We start from the raw sequence: 15527 nt of genomic DNA, 5'->3' as shown, positions 1-15527 counted from the left end.
TTCAGACCTGGGTGAGGACGAACACGTCCGCGTCGTGCTGCGCGGTCCATTCGACGGGCAGACCCACGTGCACGAGGTGGGCACCGGAGTACTCCACGCCGGCCTCGTCGCGGTAGGTGGCGGCCGTGTCGAGCCCGTGCAGCTTGATGCGCGACGATCGGCCCGGCACGAGCGGCGTTCCCACCAGCTGCCCGGTGCTCCACGCCAGCACCACGGTCTGGTCGCCCAGCGTGTACTGGCTGGCCGCGGTGGTGCGCTCCGGTCCGGACAGGACCCGGCACCGTCCGGTGTGGAGGATCGGCCGCAGCTCCTTGTACCGCGTGATCAGCTCCGCGGCCTCCGCCCGCTGGTCGGCGTCCCAGTGCGACAGGTCCGCCCCGATGCCCAGCACACCCGCCATCGCGAGCACGAACCGGAACCGCAGCGAACGCGGCCGCGGGTCGAACACGCCGGGCGCGTCCGTGACCCACGAGCTCATCAGGTGCGGCGCGTGCATCAGCAGGAACCCGTCCTGAATCCGCAACCGATCCAGCGGCGCGGTGTTGTCGCTGGGCCACACGACATCGCTGCGCGAGACCGTCGCCAGGTCCGTGCGGCCACCACCGCCGGCGCACGACTCGACGATGAGGTCGGGGTAGGTCGTGCGCAGGTGGTCGAGCAGCCGGTGGTAATTCGTGACGTGCTCGGCGTCCAGGTCCGCCGACGGCGCGCCAGGGCGGCCGCGTTCGGTCGGCGGGCGGTTCATGTCCCACTTGAGGTAGGAGATGGGATACGCGGTGAGCAGCTCGTCGAGCACTCCGCGCACGTACTCGAACACCTCGGGCTTGCCGAGGTCGAGCAGGAGCTGGTTTCGGATCAGCGTCGCGGGGCGGCCGTCGAGGCGGTAGACCCAGTCGGGGTGCTCGGCGTAGAGCTTGGACTTCGGGCTGATCGCCTCGGGTTCCACCCACAGGCCGAAGTCCAGTCCCAGCGCGCGCACGGAGTCGACGAACGCGCCGAAGCCGCCCTCGAACGACGACTGCTCCGGCGTCCAGTCACCCAGGCCGCCGGTGTCGTCGTCGCGGCCGACGAACCAGCCGTCGTCCACCACGAACAGCTCCACGCCCAGGTCCGCAGCCTGCTTGGCGAGGTCGAGCTGACGTGCGCCGTTTACCTCGAAACCCGTGGCTTCCCAGGAGTTGTAGAGCACCGGGCGGCGCTTTTCGAGCCGCGGCCCGGCGAGCTTGCGCGAGTACGCGTGCCACACGTCGGCCAGCCCGGCGAGTCCGTCCACGCTGGACGCCAGCGCCAGTTCCGGAGTGGACAGTGCGGCGCCGGGTTCAAGCCGGATCGGGCCGGGGTTGGCCAGCCGGCCCGCGCGCACGCGCGTGAGACCACTCGGCTCGATCTCGGCGTCGAGCTCCCACGAACCCGACCAGGCCAGGGAAACGCCGTACGCCGGACCGTCCGGCGAGCCGGCGTCCTGCACCGCGAGCCACGGCACGTACTGGTGCCCCGGCACGCCGAACCGGCTCTCCATGCGGAAACTTCCGGCTTCGAGCACCGTCGAGCGCCGGGTGAACTCCTGCGACCACTGCCCGGTCAGATAGGTGAGCCGCGCACCGTCGAGTCCCGTCGGCACGCACACACCCGCCGAACCGAGCCGGTCGATCTCGAGGGTCGCGCTGCCGGTGTTCGTGAACTCGACCCACCGGCACAGCACATCGGTGCTCGGTTCCGCGCGGTAACACTGCACTGCCCGCAGGCCGGTCACCTCATCGACAAACGCCAGCCGCAGCACCGTTTCGGTGGATTCGTCGGCGTCGAACCGCCACCACGAGTCCCCCGCCACGGCGAGGTCCGCACCCGAGAACGGCCGCAACCCGCGCGGCGCGTACTCGACCGGCGCGGCGTCGGCATCGGTGATGAAGTGCACGTCACCGCGGTTGGCCAGCGGAGACGGACCACGCTCGACGCCGCGCGGACCCCACGCAACGAGCTCCAGCCACCGATTCCCCGGCTCCAGCGTGACGGTATACGAAGTGGATTCGAGTTCGAGCGTCCACCGTTGATTCACTTGATCGCCCCGATCGCGAGCCCGGAGATGAAGTGCTTCTGGAACCGCAGGAACACGGCCACGGTCGGCACGGCGGCGATCACCGAACCGGCCGCGATCACGTTCCAGTTGGACACGTACTGGCCCTGCAGGCCGAGCAACGCCGGCGTCACCGGCATCACGGTCTCGGTGCGCAGCACGGTGATCGACCACAGCAGGTCGTTGAACGTCCAGGTGAACGCCAGCGCGCCGAGCGCCGCCAGCGCCGGGCGGGTCATCGGCAGGATGATGCGCCAGAAAATGGCGATCGGCCCGGCGCCGTCGATCAGCGCCGCCTGCTGGATCTCGTCCGGAATGGACCGCATGAAACCCTGCAGCACGAACGTGTAGAAGCCGAGTCCGAAGCCGACCTGCACGATGATCAGCGCCGTGAGCGTGTCGTAGATGCCGAGCAGCTCGGACAGCTTCGACACCGGCACCAGCAGGATCTGCGGCGGCAGCAGGTTACCCGACAGCATGATCAGGATGATCGTGCGGCGGAACGGGATCTGGTAGCGGCTCAGCGCGAACGCCGCGGCCGACGCGAGCAGCAGCGACAGCAGCACGGTCGGGATCGTGACGATGAAGCTGTTGAGCATCGCGTGGCCACCGCCGCCGACGCCCCACGCCTCACCGAACGAGCTGAGGTCGAACGAGTGCGGCAGCGCGCCGAGGCCGTTGCTCGCGATGTCCGAAAAGGACCGGACGCTGGTGGTGATGACCAGCACGATCGGCAACAGCCACAGGACGGACAGGCCGCCGGCCACCAGGTGGAAGCCGAACGTGCGGCCCTGCTTGCCGTGGTTGCGCTTGGCCGGGACTCGTTCCTCCGGCGTGGCAGGAGCTGCCGGCCGGGTCGTGGTCACGCTCACTGGTCCTCCCGGAACGCTCGCACGAGGTAGGTCACGATCACACCGAACGCGAGGATGAAGATCACCACGGCCAGCGCGGACGCGTAACCGAGCCGCAGCGACTGGAACGCGGTGGAGTACATGTAGGTGCTCAGCAGCTCCGACGAGTGGTACGGCCCGCCCTTGGTCATCGACCACACCACGTCGAACGACCGCAGCGAGTCGATGATGATCACCGACAGGACCACGGCGTTGACGCTGCGCAGCTGCGGCCACGTCACGTGCCGGAACTGCTGCCAGCCCGTGGCACCGTCCAATTTGGCCGCTTCGTACAGCGCGGGGTCGATGCCCTTCAAACCGGCCAGGTACAGCACCATCACGTAGCCGAGCTGGCGCCACAGCGCCGGCACGAGCACCGCGTAGAGCGCGGTGTCGGGATCGGCGAGCCACGAGTGTTTCCAGCTGCCCAGGCCGACCGCGCCGAGGATGTTGTTGAACACGCCGTCGGGCTGGTAGATCGCCTGCCAGATCAGCGCGGTCGCGACCAGCGAGAACACCACGGGCGTGAACAATGCGGCCCGGTAGAACCCGACACCCTTGCGCTCGCGGTTGAGCAGCATGGCGAGTCCGAGCCCGCCCGCCGCCGACAACCCGCCGAACAGCACGATCTAGATCACCGTGTCGAGCGCGGCCGTGCCGAAGATATCGTCGGACAACATCTCGGCGTAGTTGTCCAGCCCCACGAACGTCGGCGCGGAGACCCCGTCCCAGTTGGTCAGCGACAGGTAGAACCCCTGCAGCGCCGGCCAGAAGACCCAGAATCCCTCGACGGCCACAGGCACGAGCACGAACAGGAGCAGCGTCGGCGGCACGCGGCGGACCGCGCGCCGCCGCCGCTTCACCGGGGCAGCGAGCACCGCCATGTCAGGACTGCCCCTGCCAGACCTTCGCCGCGGCCGTCTGCCAGTCGCTCAGGATCGAGTCGAGCTCGTTGGGCTTCTGGATGAAGCGGATCAGCGCGGCGTCGGCCGTCGGCTGCAGCGCGTCGGAGGAGTCGCGGTTGAAGAACTGCGTGAGCTCCTTGGCGTCGTTGAGCAGCTTCCGTCCCTTTTGGACCAGCGGCGTGCCGGAGTCCTTGGCCGACGGGTTCGCGGGCAGCACCGTACCGGAGGAGTTCTTGATGTAGAGCTCCTGCGCCTCGGCCGTGGCCACGTACTTGAACCACTCCTTGACCTCGGCCACGTGCGGCGTGCGAGCGCTGGCGAAGAACCCGTCGGTCGGGCCTTCCTCGGCGACGGGCACGCTCGGGTCGAGGATCGGGAACTGGAAGAAGTCGAGGTCGTCCAGCGCGTCCTTCGGGGCGGCGTCGGCGAAGAAGGTGCCGGTGAGCACCATGCCGGTCTTGCCCTGCAGCAGCACGGTGGTGGCGTCCTGGAATGCGAGCGCCGTGCCGTTGGGGTCGGTGTAGGGCAGCACCTGGCGCCACGGGTCGAAGATCTTCTTGACCTTCGGGTCGTCGAAGCGGCCGCGACCGGCGAGCAGGTCGCGGTGGAACTGCGCGCCGTTGATGCGGATGTTGAGGTAGTCGAACCACGCCGAGGCGGTCCACTGCGTGCCGCCGCCCGCGCCGAGGCCGATGGGCGAGATGCCCTTGCCCTTCAAGGTCTCGCACAGCGCGAGGAACTCGCTCCAGTTCGTCGGCGGCTTCACGCCCCACTTGGCGAAGTTGGACTTGCGGTAGAAGAAGCCCCACCAGTAGTAGCTTGTGGGCACGAACACCTGGTGGCCCGCGCCGTCGCCCGAGAGGCTGCGCATGGCCTGGGAGTAGTTGCCCATCGTCTGCCACACGTCGCCGACGTCGAGCAGCAGGCCCTTCTTCGCGTAGCCCGACAGCAGCGAACCCGGGTACCACGTGAACGTGTCGGGCGGGTTCGCCGAGGTCAGGTAGCTCGGCAGCTGGGTGCGGAAGGTCTCCGACGCGACGGTGTTGACCGTCGCGGTCGCGCCGCCCTTGTCCCCGAACGCCTTGGCGAGCGCCTCGATGGCGACCTTCGCCTGTGGCGAGGAGAGGTTCGACTGGACGGTGACCGCACCGGCGGCCTGTTTCACCGGGCCGTTGGAGGCCGAGGTGGCGCACGCTGCGAGGAAGCTGCTCGAACCGAGTGCTCCCAGGCCGACGAGGCCGGCGTTGCGCAGGAAATGACGGCGGGACAGGCCTGCTGCAGTCGTCATCGCTGTGACCCCTTTGTCTGAATGGAGCGTCGCTCCCCTTCGGGGGGAGTGACTGCTGGCACAGACTTGCAACCGGGCTGGCGGCTGTCAAGATGTATTCATAATTTATGACGTAATCGCGTCCGAGGTAGGATGACTCGGCACTGCCGACTGAGGGGACCTCCATTGTCCGAACACCGGCCCCGCGGTCTGCACGGACAGACCGTCGAGACGCTCGCCGCCCGGATCCTGTCCGACGAGTGGGGCGAGGGCACCGTGCTCGACCTGCCCGCGCTGCGCGAAGAGCTCGACATCAGCCTCACCGCCCTGCGCGAGGCGCTGAAAGTGCTGGCCGCCAAGGGAATGATCGACGCCCGCCAGAAGCGCGGCACGTTCGTCCAGCCGCGCGAACAGTGGAACATGCTCGACACCGACGTCATGCGCTGGCAAACCGCGGCCAGCGACAACCCGGGCCTGCTCGACGAGCTGACCGAGGTCCGCACCGTCGTCGAACCCGCCGCCGCACGCATCGCCGCCGAACGCGCGGACTCGGCGGACCTGGACGCATTGCGCGCCGCTCTGGACGACATGACCACCGCCGGCGACGACCCCGAAGCCAGCGTCCGCGCCGACCTGACCTTCCACCGCGCCCTGATGACCGCGACGCACAACAACTTCCTGCTTCAGGTGGAACGCGTCATCGCCATCGGCCTCGCGGAGCGCGACAAGCTGGTGCACGGGTCGGGCCCCTCGGACAACCCCGTGCCTTCCCACCGGAAGGTCCTGGACGCGATCCTGGCACGCGACCCGGGCGCGGCGGAGAGTGCGATGTTCGCGTTGGTGACGAAGTCCCGGGACGACTTGGACAAGGCGAAGAAGTCGCGCCGGTAGGAGTTGGTTTCGGTGAGCGCGGGCCTGGGGCTGGCGCCTCGGACTAAGCCTGGGCCTGGGCCTGGGGCGACCGCGATAGCACATTCAGCGCGCTTGTGGCGCGGTTGTCCACAGCACTCAGCCCGATCGGAACGTTGTCCACAGAAACGCCTGGTTTCGCCGCGAGTACCGCGCTTTGTCGGGGGCGGCCGATAGACTGGACAAGGGCACGCCCCCTTGGGAGGGCGGGGGTTTGTCCGCCGGGACCGTCGGCGAGTTCGAGGTCCTTGCGCAGGTCGGCTGAGTGTCGCGGCCGACGGGTTCGGCGGAGCGCTGTACTGCGAACACCTCAGCTCGAGCCGCGTGAACCAGCTCGAGCTGAGGTTCCCCGGCGCAGCGCGCGACTCCCAGCGCAGCGAAACGGCAAGCTCGCCGGGGCCGCGCAAAGAAATGTCGCTCATGGCCAAAGCTCAGCCATCCGCCAGCGCCGCCTGCAACATCCTCGCCGCAGCAGCCCGCGGCGCCGGGTCGATCGCGATCAGCGCGTTCACCACCGCGCCGTCCACCAGCGCCACCAGCTTCTCCAGCTCCGCCCCGTCCACCGGGGTCCCCGAGCGGGTGAAGATCTCCAGCAGCAGCTCGTTCAGCTGATCCGACAACGTCCGCATCAACGGCCGCAGATACGGCCGACGCCCGGTGGCCACCAGGCGTTCGTAGCGCAGCAGGACCGCTTCCGCGTCGGCCTCCGGATCACCGCTGGGCGGGCCCAGCAGGAGGTCCAGCACGAGCTCCACCGTCGCCGAAACGCCGCGGTTGCGGGTGGCCAGTTCCTCCAGCTGCTGGCGCCCGTTGGCCAGCTCCACCTGCGAGTGGTGCTCGACCGCGGCGGTCACCAGGTCCTCGAGCGAGTCGAAGTAGTACGTCGTCGACGCCAGTGGCAGGCCGGCCCGCTCGGCGACGGCCCGGTGGCGCACCGCGTCGAACCCGCCTTCGGCCAGCAGCTCCGCCGCGGCTTCGACGAGGGTGGCTCGCCGGCGCTCGCCCTTCGGGGTGGTTGCTGCTGCCGTCATGGCCGGTCATTCTGCCAGCCGCGCCATCAACAGGCCGTCAGAACCGGGGGGCCAGCGAGGCGGCGAAGCGCGCCAGGTCACCGGCGTACGGCGCGGGGTGCCCGATCGTCCCCGGCACACTCACCAGCACGAGGGTCCCGCCCGTACCGGTGGCCGCACGCGCAGTGACCGCACCGGCCGACTGCACCGGATACGTCACCGGCGCCCCGTGCGGGAACACAGCCGCGGAGATCGAGCCGTTCGGCAGGGGGAACCCGGCGCCGCGGGCGCCAGTCGTACAGATGCTGCCCTGGGAGGCTTCCGTGGCGGTGAAGTGGCCTGGGAGCTCGCCAGCGAGGGCTGTGGCGAGCTCCCAGTCCACCTTTTCGCACCCGGAGGCGCCTTCGACCCGAGGGCCGGTCCTCCCGTCTCCACTGCCTCCCTGCTGAGGCGGCAGAGCCGGGAAGTTCCCCTCCCCAGTACCCAAAGGACGCGCAGCCGACGCTCCGGGTTGCGCGGGAGCTTCGGCCGAATTCATGACTGCGGCGGAATCGGGCTTACCGCCCGTACCGGCCACGAGCCCGTACGCGCCGAAGCCCACCAAAGCGAGCACCACAGCGCTTCCACCAGCGGCGATGCGGTTTCGGCGGCGCAGTGTCAGGCGGCGCGACTCGCGGACGACGTCGTCCTTCGTGAACGTGGCGGGCGGCACTTCGCCAGGCAGGGTGGAGAACAACTCACGCTCATCCATTGGCCTCCACCTCCCGTTCCAGCACCTCTCGCAGGTTCGCCAGCCCCCGTGCGGTCTGGCTCTTCACGTTGCCCTCGCTGCAGCCCAGCGCCTTCGCCGCGGCCGTCACGTCCTGGCCCTCGAAGAACCGCAGCACGAGCACCGCGCGTTGCTTCGGCGGCACTTCCTTCAGCGCCGCCAGCAGGTCTTCCCTGGTCGCGACGCGCTCGGCCAGGCCGGGCGCGTCCGACATCGGTTCCGGCATGACCTCGGTCTGCCGCTCCCGGCGCCATGGCCGGCGCGACTCGTCGATGACGGCGCGCACGAGCGTCTTGCGCACGTACGCGTCGGTCGCGGCGCGGTCCCTGATCTTCTTCCACCTCCGGTGCAGCGCGACGAACGCCGTCTGGGCGAGGTCGTCGGCCTTGTGCCAATCGCCACAGAGCAAGTACGCGGTCCGGCGCACGGCGTCCCGCCTCGCGGAGAAGTACTCCGCGAACTCGTCTTCGTCGCGCTGGTCCACGCGGTCTGCTGCTCCGCTCTTCTGCTCATCCGTCCTCAAGGACGGAACCGGGGGCGTCCACGGTTGCACGAGACCGCCGATTCCCTCCACCCCCCGCCGCATTGATCGCGCGGGTGGCGGTGTGATGTGATCGCGGCGTGACCTCGACTCCGCTCGATTTCCGCTCCGACACCGTCACCCGCCCGGATCGGCGCATGCGGGCCGCCATGGCCGAGGCCGAGGTCGACGACAACGTAATCGGCACCGACCCGACCATCGCCCAGCTCGAAGAGCGCGCCGCCGCGACGCTCGGCATGCCCGCCGCGCTGTGGACGCCGAGCGGGACCATGGCGAACCTCATCGCCCTGTCGGTGCACCTCCAGCGCGGCGACCGCTTCCTCGCGACACGCGGCGCCCACGTGCTCACCAACGAGCTCGGCTCCGCCGCGTGGCTCGCCGGCGGCATGCCCGACATCCTGGAGCACGACGCCGGCCCCGGCCGCCCCACGCCCGACCTCTTGCGCGCCTCCATCGGCAACCCCGGCCCGTACTTCACCCTGCGCACCACGCTGCTGTGCCTGGAGAACACGCACAACGCGGCCGGCGGCGCCGTCACCCCGCCCGAGGAACACGCGCAGCTGGTGGCCGTCGCGAAGGAGGCCGGGCTCAACGTCCACCTCGACGGCGCGCGCATCTGGCACGCGTCCGTCGCGCTGGGGGTGCCGCCCGCCGCGCTGACCGTCGGCGTCGACAGCGTCAGCGCGTGTTTCAGCAAGGGCCTCGGCGCTCCGGTCGGCTCGGTCGTCGCGGGCAGCGTCGAGTTCGTGGAGCAGGCGCGCCGGATGCGCCAGATGCTCGGCGGCGGCGTGCGCCAGGGCGGCATCCTCGCGGCGGCCTGCCTGGTCGCGCTGGAGAACGTCGGTGAGCTGGCCGGGACCCACGAGCACGCCCGGCGCCTGGCCGCGGGCCTGGCCGAGCACGGCTGGGGCGTCGCCACGCCGGACACCAACATCGTGCTCGCCGAGGTCCCCGACCTGGGCGCGGCGCTGGAGTGGCTCGGTTCGCTCGGCATCCAGGCGCTGCCGATGGCCGGCAAGGTGCGCTTCGTGCTGCACCGCGACCTCGAACCCACCGCCGTCGAAGATGCGCTGCAGCGCATCAAGGCGGGCGCGCGATGAACTGGATCGTCTTCGACTACGGCGAGGTCCTCTGCACGCGCACCACCGCCCTGCCGAAGCTCGCGGCCACGATGGGCGTGCCCGCCGTGGAGTTCGAGCCCGCGTACTGGGCGGTGCGCGAGCCCTACGACCGCGGGTCGAGCGACCTCGAGTACTGGACGTCGATCGGCGACCGCCTGGGCGCACGGGTCGACGACGCGATGTCGGAGGAGCTCACGGCCATCGACGTCGCGGGTTGGTCGAACCTGGCGCCGTCGTCGCTGGAGCTGCTCGAAGCGCTGTCGGAGGCCGGAGCCGCGCTGGCGCTGCTGTCGAACGCGCCTTCGTCGTTCGGGAAGTGGGTGCGCGAGCAGGAGTGGGCGAAGCTGTTCCGCGTCACGCTGTTCTCGGGTGACGTGAAACTCGCGAAGCCCGACGCCGAGATCTTCCGCCTGCTGCTGGAAAAGCTCGGCGCGAAGCCGGAGGAGTGCCTGTTCTTCGACGACCGTGAGTCCAATGTGGAGGGAGCGCGCGCCGTCGGCATCCAGGCGCAGCTGTGGGACGGCGCCGAAGCCGCCCGCGCCGCGCTCGGCTGAAAGCTCACGGCCGCCCACCCGGCGTGAACTCGATCACCTAGGCTGTGCGCGTCCTGACCGAACTTCCCCGGTAGGTGCACTGTGGCCGACCACCGCGCGCCGGTCGACTTCGACCGGCCGAGCAACGCGCGGGTGTACGACGCCCTGATGGGCGGCCGGGACCACTACGCCGCCGACCGCGCCGTGCTGCGCCAGATCCTGGAGCTCGCGCCGGCCGCGCAGACGATGGCGCAGGAAGTGCGGCAGTGGCTGGTGCGCGCGGTGCGAATGCTCACCGACCGGCTGGGCGTCGACCAGTTCCTCGACCTCGGCTCAGGCTTCCCGACGGTGGAGAACACACACGAGGTCGCGCAGCGTGCCAACCCCGAGGCCCACGTGGTGTACGTCGACCACGACCCGGTGGTGCAGGCCCACGGCCGCGCGCTGCTGGCGGAGAACGACTACACGCACATGGTCGGCGCCGACCTGCTCGAACCCGAGCGCACGCTGGCGCACCCGGACGTGACGGCCCACCTGGACTTCGAGCGTCCGCTGGGCCTCATCCTGTGCGCGGTGGTGCACCACATCGCCGACTACGCCGTGGCGCAGGCAGCGGTGAAGGCCTACGTCGACGCGCTCGCGCCCGGCTCGTACCTCGTGCTGCTGCACCAGCACAACCCCGCGGACGGCAGTGCGGCCGCCGAGCTGGCGACCGCACTGGAATCCCGCTTAGCCGCCACCGGCCTCGACACGGTCTACCGCACGCGCGAGGAGATCGCGTCGCTGTTCACCGGGCTCGAGCTCGTGGCCCCCGGCCTGACCCACCCGCACCTGTGGTGGCCGGTCGGCCCGCGCCTGGCCCCGCTCACGCCGACGAACTTCACGACGCTGGCCGGGGTGGCGCGGGTTCCGTAGCGTCCACTGTGGTCAGTTGCGGTGGAAACACGAGTCGACGAAGTCGAAGATCAGCTTTTCCAGCCGGTCCTGGGTTTTGGGGTCGCGCAACATGTCGGTGCCGTGCGTCCCGCCGGGCAGGATCTCCAGGTGCTTGTCGGCCGGGGGCGCCCCGGCGCCTCGTACAGCTTCTGCACCTCGCCGATCACGTTGCCGCTGTAGTCGTCCGGCTCGACGGCGAAGAACGCCGGTTCGGTGACCTTGCGGATGGCCGCCACCGAGTCACCACCGCATTTGCTGGGCGAGGACAGGATCAGCAGGCCCACGAGCTGCGGCTCCTTGGCCGCGAGCCGCGCGGCCGAGCTGCCGCCGCAGGAAGCGCCGCCCAGCAGCATCGACTTCGCGCCGCGGCGGTGCAATTCGGCGAGCGCAGCGCTGGTGTCGGTGTCGAACTTGTCGAGGTCTACCGAGCTTTTCTGCGCCGCACCGTGGCCGCGGTACTCGAACACCAGCACGTGGTAACCCTTGGCCGCGAGCTTCTCGGCGGTGTCCAGCCACGAACAGATGTAGTAGCCGGACTCGTGGTCGAGGAGGATCACGCGGTCACCGGACCCGAGCTCGATCGCCGGCAGATGGAAGCCGTCCGACGTGGTCAGGCTGAGCACCTGCGGGTCGAGCCGGTCGGGCACGCAGACGTTGACGGGGAAACCCTGCGCGGTCTTGCGCGTACGCTCCGGCACGGTGACCTCGTACGGCGGCGGCGGGGTGGCGGGCGACCGTTTCGCGGAGGTTGCCGGCGCTGTCGTTGAGGTCTGCTGGGTCGAGGTCTGCTGCGCCGAGGTCGCCTGGGCCGGTTGGTCAGGGGCGGTGGCGTTGGCCGAGCAGGCCGTGACGGCGAACGCACACAGCAGAGCCAGCAGCGACCCGGCGGTTCGAGTGGTGGTCATCGGTCCTTCCTCGGTGGATCGGTACCCGCTCCACGGTGGCGGACCGATGTGAGGAAGCGATGAGGATCAGATCAGGGTGCGAAAACGCCGATGCGGCGCCCAGCCGTCGTGGCCGGTCGCCGCATTGGTCGCGTCCCCCTGAAGTCCGAGCTGTCAGCGTCCGATGCGCTTCGCGTCCTTCTTGCCGCTGATCGCGCCGTAGGCCGCGGTGCCCAGGAACACCACGCCGCCGATGATCGCGATCCACAGCACGGCCTTGAAGACGAAGCCGATTACCGCGCCGAGGACCATGAAGGCGATCCAGGCGACAATGAGCCCTCCGACGATCTTCCAGAACATGGCTCCTCCATGACGTTTCCGCGCCACGCCGGCCCGGTGCTGTCCAGCGTGCCACCCGCGGCGCGAAAACTCTCTTCCCCAGGCCAACGATCAGGGGGATATCCGGGTTCCCCCTGACCGGTTCACCTGAGCCATTCCCCCAGGCGGCGGACCCCTTCGTCGACGTCCTCGGTGGCCCCCGCGAACGAGAACCGGACGAACTTCCCGCCGTCCACCGGGTCGAAATCCACCCCCGGCGCGATGGCGACACCCGTGTCCGCGAGCAGGCGCTGGCACCAGCTGAGGCTGTCGGTGGTGTACGCGGAGACGTCGGCGTACGCGTAGAAGGCCCCTTCGGCGGGGGCGAGCTTGTCGAGACCGATTTTCTTGAGCCCGGCGAACAGTCGATCGCGGTTGCGGCGGTAGTGGTCCACGTGCGCGTCGGCCTCCGCGTACGACTCCGGCGTGAAGGCCGCGACGGCCGCGTGCTGCGCGATCGCGGGCGGGCAGATCGTGAAGTTGCCCGTGAGCACGTCCACCGCCCGGTGCAACTGCTGCGGCACGAGCATCCAGCCCAGCCGCCAGCCCGTCATGGCGAAGTACTTCGAGAACGAGCCCAGCACGAGCGCTTCGCGGCCGTACTGCCACGCGCAGTCAAGCTGCTTCTCGTAGGAGATGCCGTGGTAGATCTCGTCACTGATCAGCTGCACCCCGTGGGACGCGCACCAGCCGGAGATGGCCGCCAGCTCCCCCGGCGGCAGCACCGTGCCCGTCGGGTTGCTGGGGCTCGCCACGATCAGGCCGTCCAGCGGTCCCAGCTCGTCGAGGAGGTCGACGGTGGGCTGGAAGTTGGTCTCCGCGGTCGTCGCGAACTCCACGACCTCGCAGCCGAGCACCTTGAGCAGGTTCCGGTACGCCGGGTAACCGGGCCGCGCCATCGCCACCCGCGCCCCGGGGTCGAACGCGCTGAGGAAGCTCAGCAGGAAACCCCCTGAGGACCCGGTGGTCATAACGACGTCCTGCGCGGTGACATCGACGTCGTACGTTTTGCGGTAATGCCCCGCGACCGCCTCGCGCAGCTCCGGGATGCCGAGCTGCTCGGTGTAACCCAGCGTGTACTTGTCCAGCGCCTCTTTCGCCGCCCGCCGCACCGCTTCCGGCGCGGGCGCCGACGGCTGCCCCGCCGCCAGCGAAACCAGGTCCCCGTGACTGCGCTGCCTCGCCTGCGCCGCGGACAGCACGTCCATCACGTGGAAGGGGGGAACGCCGGCCCGCAACGCGGGCCCACCGAAAGCACCGATGTCGACCATGCGGCCAGGCTAACCGGGCACGGCTCGTGAGCAACGGTCGCCGCTCACGAGCCGTGTTTCTCGGGCTGCTTTCGACCCTGTTTCTGGGCCCTGCTGTCGAGCCCTGCTTCCAGGGCCCCGCTCAGTAGCCGCGGTACGCGCCGCCGTGGGCCATCGCCGCGATGCCCGGCACGTTGCCCATCGAGCCGTACCGGTCGAGCGAGTACCGCACGCCCGCGATGATGTTGTCGACCGGGTTGTAGATGTTGTCGTGTCCCGGGAGCTTGTGCGCCTGGAACGTCGAGTCGATGCACTGCATCAGGCCCTTGGACGGGTGCCCGGCGGCCGCATTGGAGTTGCCGGTGAGGAAGACGTGGTCGCCCTCGCGCGCCGTCCAGGTGCCGAGCTCCGTCGTCACGCACCAGACGTCGGCGCGCCCGGCCGGCTCACGGTGCAGGAACGCCCCGGTGACCACCGGGTTGTTCGCCCGCACGGCAGCCTCGCGGCGCCACGTCTCGTGCGAACCCGTGCGATCGGTGACCGACACGCGCGGCCGAGCGCCGGAGAGGTAGAGGGCCATCGTGATCGCCTCGAGCACCTCGCCCGGTGCCTGGTAGATCGTGACCTTCGGCTTGGTGTACCCGGGCCGCAGGTGTCGCGTGCCCTCCGCGTCGGTCACGGCTTCTAGCCACGCTTCGCGCTGCGCGGTCGACATCGCCAGGACCTGGCGCACGGCCTCGGACTTCGGGTTTCCCGCGCGGCGCAACAGGTCCTGCGCGTAGTCGTAGTCGATCCGGAACTGGTGCCGGGGCCCGCAGCCAACGCGGTCGTCGACGTAGACCCCGTGCGGCACACCGTCGAGCAGCTCGCGCAGCTTCCCGATCATGTCCGGTTTGGACTGTGCGATGGAGACAGTCGGCCGGTCGCGGCGGGTCTCGACGTGGCCGTCGCCCGCGATCCAGCCGAGGATCGCCGCCTCGCGCACCGTCACATCGAGCGCCGAGCCCGTGTCGGCGGGCGCCGCGAGCAGGATCCGGTCACGGCTGCCGACCTCGTCGGTGGTCACGAAGCGAGCTTCGTCGGCGTGGACGTTGCGTTGCGCTTCCGGGACCATGCCATGGATCTTGCTTCGGTGCACAGACACCCCGTTGGCGGGAGCGGTGCTCGTGCGCGGTTCCCACCCGCATTCCGGGCAGACAACCGGACCGTCCTTGGCGACCGCGACCCGCGGCAGGTTCAGCCAGCGGTGGTTCGGCGTGGTGGTCGCCGCCCAGCGCGAGTTGGCCAGGGTGACCAGCGGCGCGTTCTCGTGGTGGACGACGCGCGTGACGCGGGTCCACTCACTGCGCCGGGTCCGCGGGTTGTAGCCGATGGTCTCGTCGCCGACCTCGACGTCGTGGTGCTTCAGCAGCCCACGCCGCGTCAGGATGGCCGTGTCCAGCGGCACGCAATCCCAGTTGTTGATCGCGTTGGGATTACCACCCGATTCGTGCTGGATGATCGCCCAGATGTTCTTGACGTCGGCTTCCGTGACGTTGACGCCGTTGGCCTGCAGGATCTTGATGGCCTCGTCGATCCACTCCTGCACGTTGCCCGGCGGCGGGGACCCGGGCGGGCCGCCGCTGGGGCCGAGGCCGCCGCCCCCACCGCCACCGCCGCCTCCTCCGCCGCCACCGCCGTGGTGGGAACTGGTGTGGAGGCCGCCGGTGCTCTGCGGGACGGTGCCGTCCTTGCCGGGGAGGGGAACCTTGTCGTAGCCGCCGTCGATCTGGGTTTTCATCAGGGACTGCGACTGGCCGATCATGGTGTTGGCCTGGTTGAGCAGACCCTGCACGTCGCCGTCGAACTGCGCCGTGAGTTTGTTGATGTCGGCCTTCGCCGTGGCTTTGATCTGCTCGACGGTGGGGCCCGGCGCAGGCTTCTTCTCGTCGGCGGCGGTCTTGGCCGCGGCGGCCGCCGCGTTCATGTCCGTCTGCGCCCTGTGGTTGCGGGCGTTGACCGCCTTTTCCGCGTCGCTGAGTGCGCCGTTGGTGACCTTGGACTTGATGTCGGCAAGGTTC

General features: G+C 69.8%; 15 protein-coding genes and 1 pseudogene. 4 read left to right on the top strand and 12 right to left on the bottom strand.

Annotation, left to right across the window (positions count from 1 at the left end; all coding sequences use genetic code 11):
* Position 1: 1 nt before the first annotated feature.
* The 5 genes from QRX50_RS09670 to QRX50_RS09650 are packed head-to-tail and all read right to left on the bottom strand — an operon-like array spanning position 2 to position 5157.
* Positions 2 to 2056, bottom strand: a complete 2055-nt coding sequence (locus QRX50_RS09670; protein WP_285971611.1) for an alpha-galactosidase — start codon at positions 2054 to 2056, stop codon at positions 2 to 4.
* On the bottom strand, positions 2053 to 2940 hold the full coding sequence (locus QRX50_RS09665) for a carbohydrate ABC transporter permease (RefSeq protein ID WP_285971610.1): 888 nt from the start codon (positions 2938 to 2940) through the stop codon (positions 2053 to 2055). Before QRX50_RS09665 ends, QRX50_RS09670 begins: the two co-directional genes overlap by 4 nt.
* Positions 2941 to 2942: 2 nt before the next feature.
* Positions 2943 to 3590, bottom strand: a complete 648-nt coding sequence (locus QRX50_RS09660) for a carbohydrate ABC transporter permease (protein WP_285971609.1) — start codon at positions 3588 to 3590, stop codon at positions 2943 to 2945.
* Positions 3591 to 3593: 3 nt separating this feature from the next.
* Positions 3594 to 3848: a hypothetical protein gene (locus QRX50_RS09655; RefSeq protein ID WP_285971608.1), complete on the bottom strand. Its 255-nt coding sequence runs from the start codon at positions 3846 to 3848 to the stop codon at positions 3594 to 3596.
* A gap of 1 nt (position 3849) precedes the next feature.
* The gene (locus QRX50_RS09650) at positions 3850 to 5157 is read right to left on the bottom strand and encodes an ABC transporter substrate-binding protein (RefSeq protein ID WP_285971607.1); all 1308 of its coding nucleotides are present in this window, start codon (positions 5155 to 5157) and stop codon (positions 3850 to 3852) included.
* Positions 5158 to 5322: 165 nt separating this feature from the next.
* Between QRX50_RS09650 and QRX50_RS09645 the strand changes: the two genes are divergently transcribed.
* Positions 5323 to 6027 carry a FadR/GntR family transcriptional regulator gene (locus QRX50_RS09645; protein ID WP_285971606.1) on the top strand — a complete coding sequence of 235 codons (705 nt, stop codon included), beginning with the start codon at positions 5323 to 5325 and terminating at the stop codon, positions 6025 to 6027.
* Positions 6028 to 6476: 449 nt separating this feature from the next.
* Here the strand turns inward: QRX50_RS09645 and QRX50_RS09640 are convergent, their stop codons facing one another.
* The 3 genes from QRX50_RS09640 to QRX50_RS09630 form a co-directional block, all read right to left on the bottom strand.
* Entirely contained in the window at positions 6477 to 7076 is a 600-nt protein-coding gene (locus tag QRX50_RS09640) for a TetR/AcrR family transcriptional regulator (protein WP_285971605.1), read from the bottom strand.
* Between the two features lie 37 nt (positions 7077 to 7113).
* Complete coding sequence (locus QRX50_RS09635; protein ID WP_285971604.1) at positions 7114 to 7437, bottom strand: hypothetical protein; 324 nt, start codon at positions 7435 to 7437, stop codon at positions 7114 to 7116.
* Between the two features lie 361 nt (positions 7438 to 7798).
* The gene (locus QRX50_RS09630) at positions 7799 to 8308 is read right to left on the bottom strand and encodes a SigE family RNA polymerase sigma factor (protein ID WP_285971603.1); all 510 of its coding nucleotides are present in this window, start codon (positions 8306 to 8308) and stop codon (positions 7799 to 7801) included.
* A gap of 137 nt (positions 8309 to 8445) precedes the next feature.
* On the opposite strand from QRX50_RS09630, the gene QRX50_RS09625 reads away from it, so the two are divergent.
* From QRX50_RS09625 to QRX50_RS09615, 3 genes are all read left to right on the top strand, one after another.
* A complete protein-coding gene (locus QRX50_RS09625) occupies positions 8446 to 9465 on the top strand; it encodes a threonine aldolase family protein (RefSeq protein WP_285971602.1) in 1020 nt (339 codons plus the stop codon).
* On the top strand, positions 9462 to 10040 hold the full coding sequence (locus QRX50_RS09620; RefSeq protein ID WP_285971601.1) for an HAD family hydrolase: 579 nt from the start codon (positions 9462 to 9464) through the stop codon (positions 10038 to 10040). The genes QRX50_RS09625 and QRX50_RS09620 overlap by 4 nt, the downstream gene beginning before the upstream one ends.
* A gap of 81 nt (positions 10041 to 10121) precedes the next feature.
* Positions 10122 to 10934, top strand: coding sequence for an SAM-dependent methyltransferase (locus QRX50_RS09615; protein WP_285971600.1), 813 nt, complete (start codon positions 10122 to 10124; stop codon positions 10932 to 10934).
* 50 nt (positions 10935 to 10984) lie between these two features.
* Here QRX50_RS09615 and QRX50_RS09610 read toward each other — a convergent pair whose 3' ends face one another.
* From QRX50_RS09610 to QRX50_RS09595, 4 genes and pseudogenes are all read right to left on the bottom strand, one after another.
* On the bottom strand, positions 10985 to 11860 hold the full coding sequence (locus QRX50_RS09610; protein ID WP_285971599.1) for an alpha/beta hydrolase: 876 nt from the start codon (positions 11858 to 11860) through the stop codon (positions 10985 to 10987).
* A 153-nt stretch (positions 11861 to 12013) separates the two neighbouring features.
* Positions 12014 to 12199, bottom strand: a complete 186-nt coding sequence (locus tag QRX50_RS09605) for a hypothetical protein (RefSeq protein ID WP_220245147.1) — start codon at positions 12197 to 12199, stop codon at positions 12014 to 12016.
* Positions 12200 to 12321: 122 nt separating this feature from the next.
* Positions 12322 to 13488 carry an aminotransferase class I/II-fold pyridoxal phosphate-dependent enzyme gene (locus QRX50_RS09600; RefSeq protein ID WP_285971598.1) on the bottom strand — a complete coding sequence of 389 codons (1167 nt, stop codon included), beginning with the start codon at positions 13486 to 13488 and terminating at the stop codon, positions 12322 to 12324.
* 121 nt (positions 13489 to 13609) lie between these two features.
* Positions 13610 to 13825 (bottom strand): annotated as a pseudogene (locus QRX50_RS09595) (transglycosylase SLT domain-containing protein); the annotation flags it as partial.
* Positions 13826 to 15527: the final 1702 nt, after the last annotated feature.

The sequence above is a fragment of the Amycolatopsis sp. 2-15 genome (genome assembly GCF_030285625.1).
Classification (GTDB): domain Bacteria; phylum Actinomycetota; class Actinomycetes; order Mycobacteriales; family Pseudonocardiaceae; genus Amycolatopsis; species Amycolatopsis carbonis.
Note: the sequence above shows the minus strand (reverse complement) of the source record. Positions and strands in the feature narration are given on the sequence as shown.